This window comes from Phenylobacterium sp. P4_E10 (assembly GCF_056401675.1).
Map to the genome: position 1 here is coordinate 160,688 of NZ_JBFUIW010000005.1, position 17,371 is coordinate 178,058.

16 protein-coding genes are annotated in these 17,371 nt (G+C 69.8%); 10 read left to right on the forward strand and 6 right to left on the reverse strand.

Annotation, left to right across the window (positions count from 1 at the left end):
* The first annotated feature begins 17 nt into the window (after positions 1-17).
* From AC1DQJ_RS07885 to AC1DQJ_RS07895, 3 genes are read left to right on the forward strand one after another with little or no spacing between them, the layout of a single operon-like run.
* Positions 18-824, forward strand: a complete 807-nt coding sequence (locus tag AC1DQJ_RS07885) for a chorismate mutase (RefSeq protein ID WP_477601951.1) — start codon at positions 18-20, stop codon at positions 822-824.
* Between the two features lie 32 nt (positions 825-856).
* A complete protein-coding gene (gene hisC, locus AC1DQJ_RS07890) occupies positions 857-1,987 on the forward strand; it encodes a histidinol-phosphate transaminase (protein ID WP_477601953.1) in 1,131 nt (376 codons plus the stop codon).
* A complete protein-coding gene (locus AC1DQJ_RS07895; protein ID WP_477601955.1) occupies positions 1,984-2,913 on the forward strand; it encodes a prephenate/arogenate dehydrogenase family protein in 930 nt (309 codons plus the stop codon). The genes hisC and AC1DQJ_RS07895 overlap by 4 nt, the downstream gene beginning before the upstream one ends.
* Before the next feature lie 45 nt (positions 2,914-2,958).
* On the opposite strand, the gene AC1DQJ_RS07900 is transcribed toward AC1DQJ_RS07895, so the two are convergent.
* A complete protein-coding gene (locus AC1DQJ_RS07900; RefSeq protein ID WP_477601957.1) occupies positions 2,959-4,989 on the reverse strand; it encodes an elongation factor G in 2,031 nt (676 codons plus the stop codon).
* Positions 4,990-5,148: 159 nt separating this feature from the next.
* Here AC1DQJ_RS07900 and AC1DQJ_RS07905 point away from each other — a divergent pair, with 159 nt between their 5' ends.
* From AC1DQJ_RS07905 to AC1DQJ_RS07920, 4 genes are all read left to right on the forward strand, one after another.
* A complete protein-coding gene (locus AC1DQJ_RS07905) occupies positions 5,149-5,481 on the forward strand; it encodes a DMT family transporter (protein WP_477601959.1) in 333 nt (110 codons plus the stop codon).
* 112 nt (positions 5,482-5,593) lie between these two features.
* Positions 5,594-6,334 carry a threonine/serine exporter family protein gene (locus AC1DQJ_RS07910; protein ID WP_477601961.1) on the forward strand — a complete coding sequence of 247 codons (741 nt, stop codon included), beginning with the start codon at positions 5,594-5,596 and terminating at the stop codon, positions 6,332-6,334.
* A 13-nt stretch (positions 6,335-6,347) separates the two neighbouring features.
* A complete protein-coding gene (locus AC1DQJ_RS07915; protein WP_477601963.1) occupies positions 6,348-6,827 on the forward strand; it encodes a threonine/serine exporter family protein in 480 nt (159 codons plus the stop codon).
* 54 nt (positions 6,828-6,881) lie between these two features.
* A complete protein-coding gene (locus AC1DQJ_RS07920; protein WP_477601965.1) occupies positions 6,882-7,865 on the forward strand; it encodes a calcium-binding protein in 984 nt (327 codons plus the stop codon).
* Here the strand turns inward: AC1DQJ_RS07920 and AC1DQJ_RS07925 are convergent.
* Both AC1DQJ_RS07925 and AC1DQJ_RS07930 read right to left on the reverse strand, forming a co-directional pair.
* Complete coding sequence (locus AC1DQJ_RS07925; protein WP_477601967.1) at positions 7,862-10,663, reverse strand: ATP-dependent DNA helicase; 2,802 nt, start codon at positions 10,661-10,663, stop codon at positions 7,862-7,864. The genes AC1DQJ_RS07920 and AC1DQJ_RS07925 overlap by 4 nt on opposite strands.
* Positions 10,664-10,731: 68 nt before the next feature.
* Positions 10,732-11,154: a GFA family protein gene (locus AC1DQJ_RS07930; RefSeq protein WP_477601969.1), complete on the reverse strand. Its 423-nt coding sequence runs from the start codon at positions 11,152-11,154 to the stop codon at positions 10,732-10,734.
* A gap of 152 nt (positions 11,155-11,306) precedes the next feature.
* On the opposite strand from AC1DQJ_RS07930, the gene AC1DQJ_RS07935 reads away from it, so the two are divergent.
* Genes AC1DQJ_RS07935 through pdeM form a run of 3 tightly spaced genes read left to right on the forward strand, consistent with a single transcriptional unit; the run spans position 11,307 to position 15,151 of the window.
* Positions 11,307-11,912 (forward strand): hypothetical protein, encoded by a 606-nt coding sequence (locus AC1DQJ_RS07935; RefSeq protein WP_477601971.1) that lies wholly within the window; start codon positions 11,307-11,309, stop codon positions 11,910-11,912.
* A 42-nt stretch (positions 11,913-11,954) separates the two neighbouring features.
* Positions 11,955-14,426, forward strand: coding sequence for a ligase-associated DNA damage response DEXH box helicase (locus AC1DQJ_RS07940; protein WP_477601973.1), 2,472 nt, complete (start codon positions 11,955-11,957; stop codon positions 14,424-14,426).
* Positions 14,423-15,151 (forward strand): ligase-associated DNA damage response endonuclease PdeM, encoded by a 729-nt coding sequence (gene pdeM, locus AC1DQJ_RS07945; RefSeq protein ID WP_477601975.1) that lies wholly within the window; start codon positions 14,423-14,425, stop codon positions 15,149-15,151. The genes AC1DQJ_RS07940 and pdeM overlap by 4 nt, the downstream gene beginning before the upstream one ends.
* Before the next feature lie 10 nt (positions 15,152-15,161).
* On the opposite strand, the gene AC1DQJ_RS07950 is transcribed toward pdeM, so the two are convergent.
* From AC1DQJ_RS07950 to AC1DQJ_RS07960, 3 genes are read right to left on the reverse strand one after another with little or no spacing between them, the layout of a single operon-like run.
* Positions 15,162-15,635: a DUF3429 domain-containing protein gene (locus AC1DQJ_RS07950; protein WP_477601977.1), complete on the reverse strand. Its 474-nt coding sequence runs from the start codon at positions 15,633-15,635 to the stop codon at positions 15,162-15,164.
* A 4-nt stretch (positions 15,636-15,639) separates the two neighbouring features.
* Complete coding sequence (locus AC1DQJ_RS07955; RefSeq protein WP_477601979.1) at positions 15,640-16,410, reverse strand: TIGR02186 family protein; 771 nt, start codon at positions 16,408-16,410, stop codon at positions 15,640-15,642.
* Complete coding sequence (locus AC1DQJ_RS07960; protein WP_477601981.1) at positions 16,410-17,330, reverse strand: sulfite exporter TauE/SafE family protein; 921 nt, start codon at positions 17,328-17,330, stop codon at positions 16,410-16,412. Before AC1DQJ_RS07960 ends, AC1DQJ_RS07955 begins: the two co-directional genes overlap by 1 nt.
* Between the last annotated feature and the right edge of the window lie 41 nt (positions 17,331-17,371).

Consider the following 17,371-nt stretch of genomic DNA (forward strand, 5'->3'; position numbering starts at 1 on the left):
CGTTTTCGGGGGAAAGTATGGCCCAGGCCGATCCCAAGACCGCCGCGCCCAGCCTCGAGGCCGTCCGCGCGCGTATCGATGCGATCGACGCCCAGCTGCTGGCCCTGGTGGACGAGCGGGCGGGCCTGGCCGTGCAGGTCGCCGCCGCCAAGGCGGCGGCCGGCGACGCCGACAAGTTCGCCCTGCGCCCCGGCCGCGAGGCCCAGCTCCTGCGCCGCCTGCTCGACAGCAGCCGCAAGTCCGCCCGCCCCAGCCTAGTGGTCCGCATCTGGCGCGAACTGATCGGCGACAGCCTCTCGCGTCAGGGACCGTTCCATCTGTCCGTGTTCGGCGGACGCGACAGCGGCCGCGCGGTCGAGGGCGCGCGCCTGCGCTTCGGCGCCGCCCCGGCCCTGCGCCAGGTCGCCAAACCCGAGGACGCCATCGCCGCGGCCAAGACCCCCGGCGGCGTGGCCATCCTGTCGCTGACCTCCGAAACTCCCTGGTGGGGCCGCCTGCTGGCCGAGCCGAAACTCAAGGTGTTCGCCGCCCTGCCATGCCTGTCGGCCTGGGGCCCGCTCAGCGCCCTGGCCGTCGCCGAAGTCGAGGTGGAGCCCACCGGCGCCGACGTCACCTACTGGGTGACCGACGCGGGCGGCTCGGCCCAGGCGATCGAGGACGCCCTCGGCCGCGACGGCGTCGCAGGCGACCTGATCGCCGAAACCGGCGGCCTCAAGCTCTACGCCCTGATGGGCTTCTATCAGGCCGGCGACGAACGCCTGGCCCGCGCGCCTGGGCGGCTGACCGGGGTCATCGGGGCTGCGCCGGCGCCGCTCGACGTGTAAGAGCAGGCCGTTCCTCCGCAAGCCGCGAGCCTATGTCCGACATCACCTTCGATCGCGCCACCGCCTCGCGTCCGGTTCCCAAGCCCGGGATCATGGACATCGCTCCCTATGTGCCGGGCAAGTCGAAGATCGACGGGGTCGAGCATCCGCTGAAGCTGTCGGCCAACGAGAACATCCTGGGCTCCAGTCCAGCGGCGCGTGAGGCGTTCTCCACGGCCTTCGACCAGCTGCAGATGTATCCCGACGGCCGCTCGACCATCCTGCGCGAGGCGCTCGCCGCCACGTACGGCCTGGAACCCGAGCGCCTGCTGTTCGGCTGCGGCTCGGACGAGATCTTCCAGCTGATCAACCAGACCTTCCTCGAGCCCGGCGACAACATCGTCCAGGGCGAGTTCGGCTTCGGCGCCTACGCCATCGGCGCACGCGCCTGCCAGGCGCAGGTCCGCATGGCCCCCGAACCCAACTACCGCATCGACGTCGACGAGCTGCTCAAGCTGGTCGACGCGCGCACTCGGATCGTCTTCGTAGCCAACCCGGCCAACCCAACCGGCACCTGGAACTCGGCGGAGGAGATCCGCCGCCTGCATGCGGCCCTGCCGCCCGGCGTCGTGCTCTGCCTGGACGGCGCCTATGCCGAGTTCTGCGACGACCCGGCCTACGAAGACGGCATGGCGATGGTCCGCGAGTTCGAGAACGTCGTGGTCACCCGCACCTTCTCCAAGCTGCACGGACTGGCCGCGCTGCGGGTCGGCTGGGCCTACATGCCGCCGGAGATGGCTGGCGCCATCGACCGCATCCGCCTGCCGTTCAACGTCAACATTCCGGCCCAGCTGGCCGCGGTCGCCGCGCTCGGCGACGACGACTTCCAGCGGCGCTCGTTGGTCTTGGTGAACCAGTGGCGGCCCTGGCTCGCCCAGCAGCTCGGCGGCCTCGGCCTCGAGCCACTGCCCTCGGCGGCCAATTTCGTGCTGGTCGGCTTCCCGACGACGCCCGGCAGGACCGCCGCCGAGGCCGACGCCTTCCTGAGCGCGCGGGGCCTGATCGTGCGATACGTGGCCGGCTACGGACTGCCCAACCACCTGCGCATCACCATCGGCCGCGAAGAGCACAACCGCGCCGTGGTCGAGGCCCTAACCGAGTTCATGAAGGGACCTGCCGCGTGAGCGTCATCTATCCGCGCATGGCGGTGATCGGCTGCGGTCTGATCGGCTCGTCGGTGATCCGCGCCGCCCGCGAGGCCGGCGCCGTCGAGACTGTCGTCGTCGCCGACGCCAGCGAAGCCCACCGCCAGCGTATCGTTGAGCTCGGCTACGCCGACGAGGTCACCGGCGACATCGCCGAGGCGGTCCAGGACGCCGACCTCGTAGTCCTGGCGGTTCCGGTGCTGGCCATGGGCGAGGCCGCCCAGGCCGCCGCCAGCGCGCTGAGGCCGGGCGCCACCGTCACCGACGTCGGCTCGGTCAAGGGCAGCGTCTCCGACGCCCTGGCCAAGGCGCTGCCGGCTGACGCTTTCATCATCCCCGGCCACCCGATCGCCGGCACCGAGCACTCCGGCCCCGACGCGGGCCTGGCCGAGCTGTTCCAGAACCGCTGGGTGATCCTCACGCCGCAAGCCCGCCAGGACGACGCCTATGTCGAGGCCGTCGGCCGGCTGGCCGAGTTCTGGCGCGCGCTCGGCGCCAATGTCGAACAGATGGACGCCGGGCACCACGACCTGGTCCTGGCCGTCACCAGCCACCTGCCCCACCTGATCGCCTACAACATCGTCGGCACCGCGGCCGACATGGAGGAAGTCACCCAGGCCGAGGTGATGAAGTTCTCGGCGGGCGGCTTCCGCGACTTCACCCGCATCGCCGCCTCCGATCCGACCATGTGGCGCGACGTGTTCGTGGCCAACAAGGACGCGGTGCTGGAGATCCTCGGCCGCTTCACCGAGGACCTCCAGGCGCTATCGCGCGCCATCCGCTGGGGCGAGGCCGACAAGCTGTTCGAGCTCTTCACCCGCACCCGCGAAATCCGCCGCGGCATCATCGCCGCCGGCCAGGAAAGCGCCGAGCCCAACTTCGGCCGCGACCGCGGCAAGCACTAGCCGAGCTAAGATGCTCCCCCAGAAGGGGAGGATCTGCTTTTTCCCCTAAGCCGCCGGCTGCTCGCCCTTGGTCACCTGCTCGGCCAATCGCCCGGGCAGCTCGGCCATGTGATCGAACTCGGCGGTGAACTCGCCCAGTCCCTGGGTCAGGCCGCGCAGCTCGACGATGAGGTCCTGTCGCTCGGCCCGCGGTAGACACACCTCGATCTCGTCCCAGCCATTCCAGCCCTCGCGCGGATGGAAGCCGAGGATCTGCCCGCGCCGGGCCGACACCGCCTGGGTGATCCTCGAGGTCGAGGCCTGCGGCGCGTGGATGGTCAGCTTCTCGACCGGCTCCAGTAGATAGGGCGCGCCGGCCCGCAGGCCCTCGCTCATCGCCAGCCGACCGGCCGCCCGGAAGCTCATCTCCGATGAGTCGACGCTGTGATAAGAGCCGTCGACCAGCACCACCTCCACATCCGTCACCGGGAACCCGAAGGCCCCGCGCTCCATGGCGTCGCGCACGCCCTGCTCGACCGAGGGGATCCACTGCTTGGGCACCACCCCGCCGGTGATCTTCTGCGAGAAGGCGAAGCCCTCGCCGCGCGCCCGCGGCTTGATCTCCAGCACCACGTCGCCGAACTGGCCGTGACCGCCGGTCTGCTTCTTGTGCCGGCCGCGCTGGGTGACCGGCTTGCGCAACGATTCCTGGTAGGAGACCTTCGGCCGGCTGGTCGCCGCCTCGACGTTGAACCGCCGCTTCAAGCGCTCCAGCAGCACGTGCAGGTGCGCCTCGCCGCGGCCGGAGACGATGGTCTCCTGGGTCGTCGGGTCCAGGGCGATGACGATGGCTGGGTCCTCCTCGGCCAGCTTGTTCAGCGCCGCCGACAGCCGCACGTCGTCTTTGCGGTCCTTGGCCGAGATCGACATCGAAAATAGCGTCTGCGGCGGGAAGGCCGGCTCGGCCAGGCTTCGCGCCTTGCCGTCCATCGAGATCACCATGCCCGGCATCGCCGCTTCCAGCTTGCCGATGGCGACCACCTCGCCGGTCCCGGCCTTGTCGGACTTCTTGCCGGTCGGCGTGGTGAAGCTGACCAGCCCTCCGGCCCGGCTCTTGTCGCCTTCACTGAGCGTCAGCTCCTGCCCGTCGGCCAGCTCCCCCTGCATCACCCGCGCATAGGCGATCTTGCCCGCTTGGCCGGCATAGGAGGTCTTGAAGACATAGGCGCTGGGCCCGTCCAGGCCCATCCGAGCGGCCGCCGCCACGACGTCCGGCGTCTCGTGGCGCAGCGCCTTCAGCAGCCGCCGGACGCCGAACCCATTTGAAGCCGAGCCGAAGAACACCGGGGTGATCAGTCCCTGCGCCAGGTCGGCCACCAGGTCGCCGAACACCGCGTCCTGGCTGGGGTTGAGGTCGGAGAGCAGCTGCTCCATCAGCTCGTCGTCGAAGTCGGCCAATTGCTCCAGCATGTGGAACCTGGCGTCCGCCTCCAGCGCGGCGACGTCCTGCGGCAGGTCGATCTGCTGCGACGGCTGCCCGGGCCGGTAGACATAGGCCCGCTCCAGCGCCAGGTCGACGAAGCCGGTGACGTGCTCCTTGTCGATCAACGGGATCTGCCGAGCCACCAGCCGATTGCCCGACGCCGGCGCCAGGGCCTCCAGCAGTTCGTCGAGCCCGCCGTGCGCCTGGTCGATCTTGTTGACGAACACCGCGTGCGGCACGCGCCGCGCCTCCAGCTCCTTGAAGATCGGCTGCAGCAGGCCCGCCCGCGTCGGATTGGGGTCGACGACGATGATCGCCAGATCGACCGCCGGCAGCACAAAGTCCTCCGTGCCGGAGAACTCCGGGGAGCCAGGGCAGTCGATGACCGCGTAGCGGTCGCCCATGAACTCGAAGCCGGCGATATTGAATTCTATGGACTGGCCTCGATGCCGGGCCTCCGGGGTGGCGTCGCCGACGCTGGCGGCGCCCACCTCGCCCTGGCGCGGTATCGCGCCGGCGGCGAACAGCATGGCTTCCATGAGGGTTGTCTTGCCGGATCCCGCCGCGCCGACGATGGCGATGGCGCGGGCGGTACCGGAACCTGGTCTGCCCATTTGCAGGCCCTCCCGAGCTCTGAGGCGCCCGCCTCTTGGGAGCGGGCGCATGTGACCCCGACCTCGCTATGCTTCCACCCGCCCGAACCGATACGCAAGGCTTGGCCGCGGACGCCAAAACAAGCCATCGTGTTCGCTTCAGCGAAATCCGGAGGCTGCATGAACGGCTACGCTTGGCTCGGCATCGCCATCGTGGCGGAAGTCATCGCCACCTCGGCCCTGAAGGCGTCGGACGGCTTCAGTCGCTGGGTCCCGTCGATCGTCACCAGCATCGGCTACGCCATCGCCTTCTACTGCCTGTCGCACTCGATGAAGACCGTGCCGGTCGGCGTCGGCTACGCGATCTGGTCGGGGGTCGGCATCGTGCTGATCACCGCCATCGCCTGGGTATTGTTCAAGCAGAAGCTGGACGCTCCAGCCTTGGCCGGCATGGGCCTGATCCTGGCCGGCGTGCTGGTCATCAACCTGTTCTCCAAGAGCGCCGGCCACTGATCAGCCGGAGCGCGGGGCGGGTTTGACCCGATTGGCCGCCGTTCGCCCCAGGGCATAGGTTAGCTCGGCAAGGAACGAGACGCTTGCCCGGCGCCCTCGACACGGGAAGGCCATGTCACCGCTCGATATCGCGTTGGAAGCCGCGTTGGTGATCATGCGCAATGGCGGCTCGTCGAACGCCGCGCAGCGAAGCTTCTCAAACATCCTCAAGGGAGCCGGCTTCGCCGGCGTGGCGGCCATCTGGCGGCTGGACTTCATCGCCGCCTATCACGGCGTCGACGACCGCACGCATGTCCGCGCCGTGGGCCCTATTGGCATCAATCTCGCCCGGGTCTCCGAAACAGTGATGGCCAGCCAGCGGGTTGCCGACGGAACTCTTCCCCTCGCCCAGCTTCCAGCCGAGCTCGAGCGCATCGGCCGCCTGCCCTCGCCCTATGGCCGTTGGCTGACCGTGGCGATCGCCGGCGCCTGCGCCGCGTGCTTTTCCCAGCTTCCCGGCGGCGACTGGGGCAGCTTCGGCGTCACCCTCGTCGCGGCCGCCGCCGGCCAGACCCTTCGATCTGCGCTGCAGGCGCGCCAGGTTCCCCCCGCGCCCGTCACCTTCATCAGCGGCTTTCTGTCGACCCTGATCGCTGCAATCGCCTTGCGCCTGGGCTTCAGTCAGGTGGAGGCCGCCACCCTGATCGGCTCGGTCATCTACCTGGTTCCGGGTCTGCCGCTGATCAACGGCTTCGTCGATCTGGTGTCCCACCGGCGCCTGATGGTCGGCTTCGAGAGAATTCTGAACGCCGCCTACCTGTTCCTGGTCCTGGCGATCACCATCGCACTCGCCAAAGCGGTGGTGGGGCTCTAGCGCGGGAGGAGACGTGGACACCTTCGCCATCCTCGAGAACAGCCTCTGGGCGGCGTTTTTCGCCACCGGACTGGGCGTGCTTTTCACCGCGCCGCCGCGCTACCTGCCTGCCGCCTTCGTCTGCGGCTTCCTCGGCCGCGGCGTGCGCGACCTCTGCATCACCGTGGACATGAACGTGAACTGGGCCACGGTCATCTCGTCGACATTCGTAGTCCTGGTGGCCCTCGTGTTCACCCGCGGGCGCACGGTCTCGCCCGTGGTGCTGATCTGCGGAGTGCTCCCTCTGGGCGCTGCGGTCCCCATGTTCGATCTGATCTTCGCCCTGATGAAGGTGTCGTCGGCGAAGGGCGCGGCGGCCGTCGACCAGGCGTCCCTGGCGGTCAGCACTAACGCCGGCAAGGTCTTCGCCACATCGCTGGCGATCGCCCTGGGTCTCGCCGCCGGCATCGCCGTCCAACGGGTCCTGCAGCGCAAGATCGCGGAGGACGACTGAGCAATTCTCGCTGGGAGACGTTGAGCTGTCATCCAGCGGCGCAAGGAGGCGGCCATGGCCACGATCATCGGAAGCAGCGGCGACGATTTGCTAAGCGGGACGCGGGGCGACGACTCGATCGCCGGATTGGCGGGGCGTGACCGCATCAACGGCTTCGACGGCGACGACACGATCAGCGGCGGCCCGGACAACGACACCATCGACGGCGGCCTCGGGACCGACACCCTGGTGTTTCCGGGGGCCGAGTGGGGCTTCAGCATCCTGCTCGGTCCCGACCCGAACGGGCTCCCGCTCTTTCCGCCGCAGGACGGCAGGGGCGTCAGCGACGACGGCTGGGTCAACGGGGTCGACTATTTCTTCAGCATAGAGAACGTCATCGGCACGCCGTACCGCGACTACATCGTCGGCGACTTCGGCTCCAACCGCCTGGACGGATCTGGGGGCGCCGACAGCATCTATGGCGCGGCCGGCGGGGACACTCTGTTGGGTGACGCCGGCGCCGATTATCTGCGCGGTCAGGAGGGCAATGACCTGATCTCAGGCGGCGCAGACTCTGACGACATCAACGGCAATCTCGGCGACGACTTCGCCCACGGCGACGGCGGGAACGACTGGGTGGTCGGGGGCCAGGGCGCGGACGTCCTCTGGGGCGACGACGGCGACGACATCGTCTACGGCAACATAGGAGCCGACGCGCTCGACGGCGGCTCGGGGGCGGACATCCTGCGCGGCGGCCAGGACAACGACCAGCTCAGCGGCGGCGACGGGGACGACTGGCTGGCCGGTGATCGCGGCGCCGACACCATCGCCGGCGGCTTGGGCGCAGACGCCTTCTTCAGCTTCGTCGGCGGCGGGATCGACCTCATTGTCGACTTCAATCCCGCCGAGGGCGACCGCCTGCTGATCCCGGCGACCACGACCTACCTGGTGCGCACGGTCGGCTTGGACCTGGTCATCGAGTTCAACGCCGAGGACCGTGTGATCCTGGCGGGCGTCCAACTCAACGACCTGGAAAGCGGCTGGATCGTCCGGGTCTAGTCCAGCTTGGGACCGAGGAACTCGGTCACAGCCTCGATCACCTCGACCAGGCCCAGCCGGTCGACCCGCACGCCCTCGGGCAGGCCGCTGAACAGCCGGGTCGGGGCGGCGGCGTCCAGCATCACGAACACGCCCTTATCGTCGGCGCGGCGGATCAGGCGCCCGAAGGCCTGCGAGATGCGGGCTCGGGCGACGTTGTCGTCATACGTCTTGCCGCCGAACCGGACCCGCCGAGCCTTGTGCAGGATGTCCGGCCGTGGCCACGGCACGCGGTCGAAGGCCAGCAGCCGCAGCGAGCGGCCCGGCACGTCCACCCCGTCGCGCACCGCGTCGGTGCCCAGCAGGCAGGCGTCCTCCTCGGCTCGGAAAATGTCCACCAGGGCGCCGACCTCCAGCGGGTCGACATGCTGGGCGTAGAGCGCCAGCCCCTTGTCGGCCAGCGGCGCGGCAATCTTCTCGTGCACGGCCCGCAGCCGACGGATGGCGGTGAACAGGCCAAGCCCGCCGCCGCCTGCCGCCAGGAACAGTTCGCGCATCGCGGCCGCCACCTGGCGCGGATCGTCCCGGCCGATGTCGGTGACCACATAGGCCCGCGCATTGGCCGCGTAGTCGAAGGGCGAGGCCAGCTTCAAGGTCTTGGGCCGGTCGGGCAGCCGCGCCGCCCCGGTCCGCATCTCGGCCAGGGCGAAGGGATCGTCCAAGGTCGCGTCCGACAGGGTGGCGCTGGTCACCAGAACCCCGTGCGCCGGGGCGATCACCGCGTTGGTCAATGGCTCGGTCGGATCGACCCAGTGGCGGCGACAGGCGGCGTCCACCACCCGGCCATAGAGGAAGGTCGCTTCGAACCAGTCGACGAAGTCGGGGTCGTCCTCGGCGTCCTCGTCGATCGCCCGCAGCATCGAGCGCCAGGCCGGCAGCAGCATCCGGCACCGTCGATCCAGGCCGCGCAGCGCTCCCTCGATCCGGCCGCGGTCGCTGGTGACGATCTGGGCCGCCTCCTCGTCCAGCAGGTCCTCCAGATGCCGCGCCAAAGCCAGCAGCGGGGCCTCGATCTTGGCCAGCGCCGCGGCGGCGTCGCGGGCGGTGGCGCGCACCAGTTCCAGGGCCGGTCGAGCGGCGCACTCCATGCCGACGTCCGAGGGCGCGGCGCGGGCCCGCAGTTGCTCGATCACCGCCACCAGGAAGGCTTCGATCGGGCCGATCGGATTGACCTCGCCGTTGGGGGGCGCGATCCGGCCTGACCAACCCTCGCCCGGCAGGGCGGCGGCCGCGGAGATGGCGTCGACCAGCGACTGACGCGCGTCGTCGCGGTCGCCGAGCATGTCCATCAGCCGCGCTTCCAAGCCCCGGCCACGACGGCCGCGACCTTCCGGCCCGCGGATCCAGCGGCGCAGCTCGGCGGTCTCCTGGCCCGACAGCGCCGCGGCGAAGGCCGCGTCGGCGGCGTCGAACAGGTGGTGGCCCTCGTCGAAGACGATGCGCTTGAGTTGGGTGGTCTCGCCGTCGGCCTTCGAACCCCGCGCCGCCCGCGCGCCGTCGAAGGCGGCCTGGGTCAGCACCAGGGCGTGGTTGGCGATCACCAGGTCCGCCTTGCGCGAACCACGGATCGCTTTTTCGACGAAGCAGGCCCGATAGTGCTGGCAGCCGGTGTGGATGCACTCCCCGCGCCGGTCGACCAGATTGCCGGCGCTGGCCTGGCCGGCCGCGGGCACGGCGAACAGGGTCGGCAGCCAGGCGGGGAAGTCGCCGCCGGTCATGTCGCCGTCGCGGGTCGCCCGCGCCCAGCGCGCGGTCAGGCCGATGCCGATCAGGTCGGCCTGACCGAGCTGGGCAGTGTTGGCCATGTCCTGGAAGTTCAGCAGGCAGAGATAGTTCTCGCGGCCCTTGCGGACGACCGCCTTCTTGGCCCGCACCTTGGGGTCCGGATAGATCGACTGGCTCTCGCGCTCGATCTGCCGCTGCAGGGCGCGGGTGTAGGTCGAGACCCACACCGACGGGCCGTTGGCCTCGGCCCACAGCGAGGCCGGCGCCAGGTAGCCGAGCGTCTTGCCGACGCCCGTGCCCGCCTCGGCCAGCATCATCCGTGGCTCGCCCTCGCGGTCGCGCGGCTGGAACGCGTAGGCCGCCTCGGTGGCGTACTCGACCTGGGCCGGGCGGCTCTCGTCCAAGCCCGATCGCTGCAACAGTTCATTCAGTCGCTGGGCCGCTTCCTCGGGCACGACCGGCTTGGAGGTGGCCTCGCCGGCCGGCGCCTGATCCTCCCACTCCATGATCCGCGTCCACACGTCGAGACCGGAGGTGCGGAACTGGTTACCGACCGGACCCGAGCGCAGCGCCGTGGTGACCGCAGGTCCCCACGCCCAGCCGCCGCGCATCAGGGTCTCGGCGATGGCCAGCGCCTCTTCGCGGCTCGGCTCCGGGCTCGCCGCCAGCTCCTCCAGCAGGATCGCGCAGCCGGCCCGCAGCGCCTCAGCCTGGGCCTGGGCTCCCTTCGGTTCCGGCTGTCCCAGCGCCAGGGCCAGGCCCGCCGCCGAGGGGGCGCAGAACTTCGCAGGCCGCGCGAACGCGAACAGCTCCAGGGCGTCGAACAGGCCCGGCATCCGCGGCGGCGCATTGAGACCAAGCCGGCGCGCGGTCATCGAGGCGTGGGCCACCAGCACTGGTCCGCGCTGCAGCAGGTCGCGGGCGTCAGGCGCGCGGATCGGCTGGGCGTCGCCGGCGTCGGCGACCGCCGCCCGCGGCCCTGGCAGGACAACCAGGGCAGGCGCTAAATCCAGACTCGTGATCGGGGCGTTCACCCCGCCTTGCTACCCGTTTTCGGCAGGAAACTAAAAGGGAACGTACAAATCCTGCTGATCGGTCGCGGCTACTCGGCGATCAGCTCGCCGCTGCCGCCCAGGTCGGCCGGAAAATCCTTCATCTTCGGCAGGCCATCGCGGATTGGCAGCACGGTCTCAGCGTAGTTCACGTGGACGCCCGGCTCGAACTTCAGGGTCGGGATCGTCGCGGCGAAGACGTCCACCAAACCGAAGGTCGGGTGATTGGTCATCAGGTGACCGCCGCACTGGCTGCAGTACTGGCGCTCGCTGACCGCCGTCTTGGCGTAGGTCGCCAGCTTGTCCTGGCCCGCCACCACCTTCACCGCCGTCGGCGGCCAGAGACTGAAGGCGTTCACCGGCCCGCCAGACCACGATCGGCAGGACTGGCAATGGCAATAGCCCATCCCCGCCGGATCGCCGCTCACTTCGATTTTCACTGCACCGCAAAAGCACTCACCCGCATAGGTCATTTGGCGCTCCCTCTCAGCTTGTGCGAGATCGCCGCCACCCTACGCCTCCTGCGAGCGCCGACTACCTACCTGGCGCAGCTCTGCGCAACCTAGACTTGACTCGAACAAAGCCAGAACTTATCGCTTGGGCAGCAATTCATGCGGGTGGGCAAATGGGTTTCGCGCTGGACGTGGCTTCGATCGAAGGGCTCGACAAGGACGAGGCTCTGCGGCGCCTGGGGTATGTCGCTGCCGGTAGTGAGACTGATGGCATTGGCGGCGACGTGTCGTGGGCCACCACGTCAAACGGCCGAGTGGTCCTTGTCGCCGACTATGGTTGGTTAGAGCCTGCTCGCCTTACTGAGCTGTCCAGAGGAGCCTCGCTTGTGGCCGGGCGGTTCGAGACTCACGTCGGCGACAGCAACGCCTGGGGTTACCGCGACGGCGCCCGCATCTGGTCGGTCCAGTGCAACAACGAAGAAAGCCACTACGGCGACGAGTATGGCCTGACGGTCGATGGCGTCCCGCCCGCGGAATTCGCTGTAATCCGGGACCGCCTGTTGGCCGAACGTCGGGCCGAAGCCGACACAGACGAAGAGCCCGATGAAGATCTGTACGACCTGCCCGAGGAACTCGTCGAAACCCTTGGCGGCTGGACGCCGGAGGGTGAAAACAGTGAGGATCTGCAGTTCTTCGCTGCGGCCTGGGACGGTCCGGTCGAGGAGCGCGGCCCCGGATTCTTCGGTCGGCTATTCAAGGGCTTCGGTCGCTCGCGGTAAGCGGCGCTTGCGCGAAACGTAACGCGAACATCATATGGGGCGATGGCTGACGCAGCGGCCCTTCCGCCCGACCTCCTGCCCGACAGATTCGCCGCCTGGTTCGAAGGCCGGGGCTGGAGCCCGCGCGCCCATCAGCTGGAGATGGTCGCGAAGGCCCGCGAGGGCCGCGACACCCTGCTGATCGCGCCGACCGGCGGCGGCAAGACCCTGGCCGGCTTCCTGCCGAGCCTGATCGAACTGGCCCAGCGCCCGCCGGCGAACGCTCCGCGCGGCCTCCACACGCTCTACATCTCGCCGCTGAAGGCGCTGGCGGTGGACGTCGAGCGTAACCTGATGGCGCCGATCCTCCAGATGGGTCTGCCGATCGTCGCTGAGAGCCGAACCGGCGACACCGGCCTCTCGCGCCGCCAGCGCCAGCGGGTCAAGCCGCCGGACATCCTGCTGACCACGCCAGAACAGCTGGCGCTGTTCTGCGCCTGGGAAGGGGCGCGGCTCTATTTCGAGGAGCTGTCCTGCGTGATCCTCGACGAGATCCACACGCTGCACGCCTCCAAGCGCGGCGACCTGCTGGCGCTGGACCTCGCACGCCTGCAGCAGTTCGCGCCGAAGCTGCGCCGGGTCGGGCTGTCGGCGACGGTGGACGATCCCGACGTCATCCGCCGCTGGATGGGCTTTGGCAGGGACGAGACTACGCACGAGCAGGTCGCCCTGGTCCGCGGCCCGGCCGGCGCGCCGCCGATCGTCGACATGCTGCTGGCCGAGGGCCGCGTGCCCTGGCACGGTCACACCGCTAAGCACGCCATGGACGAGGTCTACGAGGCCATCAAGGGCGCGCGCACCGCCCTGGTGTTCGTCAACACCCGCTTCCAGGCCGAGTTCGCGTTCCAGGAGCTGTGGCGGCTGAACGAGGACAGCCTGCCCATCGCCCTGCACCACGGCAGCCTGGCCGCCGAGCAGCGCCGCAAGGTCGAGGCGGCGATGGCCCGCGGCGAGCTGCGCGCCGTGGTCTGCACCTCGACCCTGGACCTCGGCATCGACTGGGGCGACGTCGACCTGGTCATCCAGCTGGCCTCGCCCAAGGGCGCCAGCCGCATGGTCCAGCGCATCGGCCGCGCCAACCACCGCCTGGACGAGCCGTCGCGCGCCCTCTTCGTCCCGGCCAACCGCTTCGAGATGCTCGAGTGCCAGGCCGCCCGCGAGGCGATCGCCGAGAACCGCTTCGACGGCGAGGCCTCGCGCGTCGGCGCGCTCGACGTGCTGGCCCAGCACGTCATGGGCTGCGCCTGCTCCGAGCCCTTCGACCTGCTGGCGCTCTATGACGAGGTGACCAGCAGCGGGCCCTATCGCGACCTGGCCTGGGAGGACTTCGAGCAGGTCGTCGACTTCGTCTCCACCGGCGGCTACGCGCTGAAGACCTACGACCGTTTCCGGCGGATCGTGAAGGGGCTCGACGGTCGCTGGATGGTGCGCAACGCCGAGACCGCCCAGCGCCACCGGCTCAATGTCGGGGCCATCGTTTCGCCGGCCATGCTCGCGGTGCGGATCTCGATGGGCAAAGGCCGCGCCGGCCGCAAGATCGGCGAGGTCGAGGAGGGCATGCTGGAGATGCTCGATCCCGGCGACACCTTCGTCTTCGCCGGCCAGGTCTGGGCGCTGGTCGCGGTCACCGGGACCGACGTGCTGGTCAGCCCGGCCACGAACCGCGACCCGAAGATGCCGTCCTGGGGCGGCTCGAAGTTCGCCCTGTCGACCTTCCTGGCGAAACGCGTGCGCGAGCTGATGTACGACCAGGAGCACTGGCAGGTGCTGCCCGCCGACGTCCGCGAATGGCTGGAGATTCAGCGCGACCATTCGCTGATCCCCGAAGCCGACGACATGCTGCTGGAGACCTTCCCGCGCGGCAAGCGCCACTTCCTGGTGGTCTATCCGTTCGAGGGCCGGCTGGCCCACACCACCCTGGCCATGCTGCTGACCCGGCGGCTGGAGCGGCTGGGCGCCGGGCCGCTGGGCTTCGTCTGCAACGACTACGCCATGGCGATCTGGGCGCTGAAGCCGATGGACGGCCTCGATTTCGACGAGCTCTTCGCCCAGGACATGCTCGGCGACGACCTCGAGGCCTGGCTCGCCGAGAGCTTCATGATGAAGCGCGCCTTCAAGGGCTGTGCGATCATCTCGGGGCTGATCGAGCGGCGGTTCCCCGGCCACGAGAAGTCCGGGCGCCAAGTGACCTTTTCCACGGACCTGATCTACGACGTGCTGCGCCGACACCAACCCGACCACCTGCTGCTGCGCTGCGCGCGCGAGGACGCCGCCACCGGCCTGATCGATGTCGCGCGCCTCGGCCAGATGCTCGAGCGCATCGCCGGCCGCATCCGCCACTCGCCGCTGGATCACCTGTCGCCGTTCTCGGTCCCGATCCTGCTGGAAATCGGCAAGGAGCGCTCCCCTGGCCAGGCCGGCGAGATGATCCTGGCCGAGGCCGCGGAAGACCTGATCGCCGAGGCCATGGCGTGAGCGCGCTGTCCGCCCCTTCGCCCTACGCCTTCGCGGCCAGTCCCTGCGGCGGCCTGCGTCTGCGCCTGAACGGCGCGGCGGTGACCCTGCGCGCCAGCGGCGCCCTCTGGATCGAGGCCGAGCGGATGCTGGTGGTCGCCGACCTCCACCTGGAGAAGGGCTCGGCCTACGCCATGCGCGGCCAGATGCTGCCGCCCTACGACACCCGCGACACCCTGCGCCGGTTGCAGGCCGAGGTGATCGCCACCGCGCCCGAGGCGGTCGTGCTGCTCGGCGACACCTTCCACGACGGCCGCTCGGAAGAGCGGCTGGCCCGCGACGACGCCCAGGCCCTGCGCACCCTGGCCGCCACCACGCGGCTGATCTGGGTGGTCGGCAACCATGACGCCGACGGGCCCCGCGCCCTGCCCGGCGAGACCACCGACGAGATTGCGGTGGATAGCCTGATCCTGCGCCACGAGCCGACCGCCGGCGCCCAGCCCGGCGAGGTCGCCGGTCACCTGCACCCCTGCGCCAAGGTCGCCGCCGCCAGCGGCCGGGTCCGCCGCCGCTGCTTCGTCACCGATGGAACCCGGATGGTGGCGCCGGCCTTCGGGGCCTATGCCGGCGGGCTGAATGTCCGCGATGCCGCCTTCGCGGGCCTGTTCGACCGCGACCCGCTCTGCGGCGCCCTGGGGGTCGGCCGTGTGCACGCGGTCGGCTGGCGCTCGGTCGTCGCCGACTAGCGCCGAAGCGCTACATCCGCATCGCCTGTTCAAGCGCCAGGGCCAGCGACAGGCAGGCGCCGAGGGTCAGGGTGGTCATCAGCCGCGGATAGCGGACCGGCACGTCATGCGCGGCGTGGTCGTAGAGCCACTGCAGGATGAAGGCGGCGAGAAATCCGCTCAGCAGCCAGGCGGTCTCGATCCGCCCGCGGCCGAAGATCAACGCCCAGGCGGCCAGCGGCGAGATCACCGACACCGCCAGGCGCGCCCAGCGCGGCGCGGCGCGGCCGCTTTCCAGCCCCCAGCGAATGCCGCCCAGGAAGCCCAGCACGATCGCCGACCAGGTCAGCAGCATGGTCAAGGCCGGTCCGCTGAGATCGGCGGGGCCATAGAGATAGGTCAGGGCCGAGGCGGGAAACGGGACCAGGCCCAGCAGGGCGATGGCCCACAGCGGGCGCGGGGCCGCGGCCTCCGAATGGACCTCGGCGTCGGTGTGGATTTCCAAACCGTCAGTTCCTCCGGAAGGCGACCGATGCGGCCCAGCCGGCGCCAAGGGCGATCGCGACTGAAGCTAGACCGTAGAACCATGGCCTGCGATGGGCGAAGAGGTAAAGGGCTCGCTCCACCCCGGCCTTCTCGACGGTCAGTCCGCGCATGCGGCGCGAGACAGGCTGGCCGTCCTGAAACAACAGGATCTCGGTGGAATAGACCCCGATCGGCGCCCCGGTCGGCAGGTCGATCTCGGCCTTGAATAGGCCTCTGTCGACAAAGGTCACGCCCCGTTCGTCGGCGGCGTAGAGCCCGCCCTGCTCCTTCAGCCGGATCACAGCGCGCCGCCAGTCCAGATAGTCGGCGCCCAGGCCGCTGACCACGACGTCCCGCACGCCGTAGCGCGTCTCGATCCGCTGCTCCATCGGCGCATTGATCCGCAGGTGGTCGATGCCGGCGCCGAGCCGCCGCAAGGTCCCGAAGCTGGCGATCTGGTCGAGCGGCCGGGTCGAGGCGGCCATGTAGAAGCCCGGCGCGCCCTGGAACACCACCGGGCGGGAATTGACCCACACCCCGGCGACCCGGGTCTTGCGCGCCATGCGCACCGGCCCGTCGGGGCCGCGGACGATGACCACCACATCGCTGGGGCGAGCGCTCGGATCGAACACCGCGCCATAGAGCACGATGCGCGCGCCGCTGAAGCTGGAGGTGACCCGCACATTGGTGGTGGTCAGGGCGGCGGAGACGGCGGCCGGCGGCGGCGAGGCGAAAGGGGGCGGGACGTCGAGCATCAGCCGTTCCCAGCCATCAGCACGAACGGCTCGTCGGGCGTGAAGAACAGGCCAAGCCCCATCCGCAGCCCGACCGCCAGCACGATCAGCGCCAGCAGCGCCCGCAGTTCCTCGGCCCGGAACCGGTAGGAGGCCCTGGCCCCCACCTGCGCGCCCAGCACCCCGCCGATCAGCAGCAGGGTGGCCAGCATGACGTCGACCGTCTGGTTGCGGCCCGCCTGCAGCACGCTGGTCAGCGAGGTGGTGATGATGATCTGGAACAGGCTGGTGCCGACCACCACCCCGGCCGGCATGCGCAGGATGTAGACCATGGCCGGGACCAGCACGAAGCCGCCGCCCACACCCATCACCGCCGACAGGACGCCGACGAACACCCCCAGCAGAATCGGCGGGATGACGCTGATATAGAGCCGCGAGCGCGGAAAACGCAGCTTGAACGGCAGGCCGTACAGCCAGGGCGGCCGGCGGTCCCGGCGCGGCTTGGGCGCATCGCCGCGCCGGCGGCGCAGGATCGAGCCCAGCGACTCCCACAGCATCAACCCGCCGATCACCCCCAGGAACACCAGGTAGGACAGCGAAACCACCAGGTCGGCCTGGCCCATCAGCCGCAGCCAGCGGAACACCTCGACGCCGATCAGCGAACCGACCGCCCCGCCAGCGGCCAGCACCCCGCCCATGCGGAAGTCGACCGCCTTGCGCCGGGTGTAGGAGATCACACTGGAGGTGGACGAGGCGGCGACGTGGTTGGCTTCGCTGGCCACCGCCACGGCCGGCGGGATGCCCAGGAACACCAGCACCGGCGTCATCAGGAAGCCGCCGCCGATCCCGAACAGGCCTGAGATGAAACCCACCGCAGCGCCGAGCGCCACCAGCAACGGGGCGTTCACCGAGACTTCCGCGATGGGCAAATAGAGGTCCAAGGGCGCCCCTAGAGCGTAATAGCCGGAAGTGGAGGCGGGTT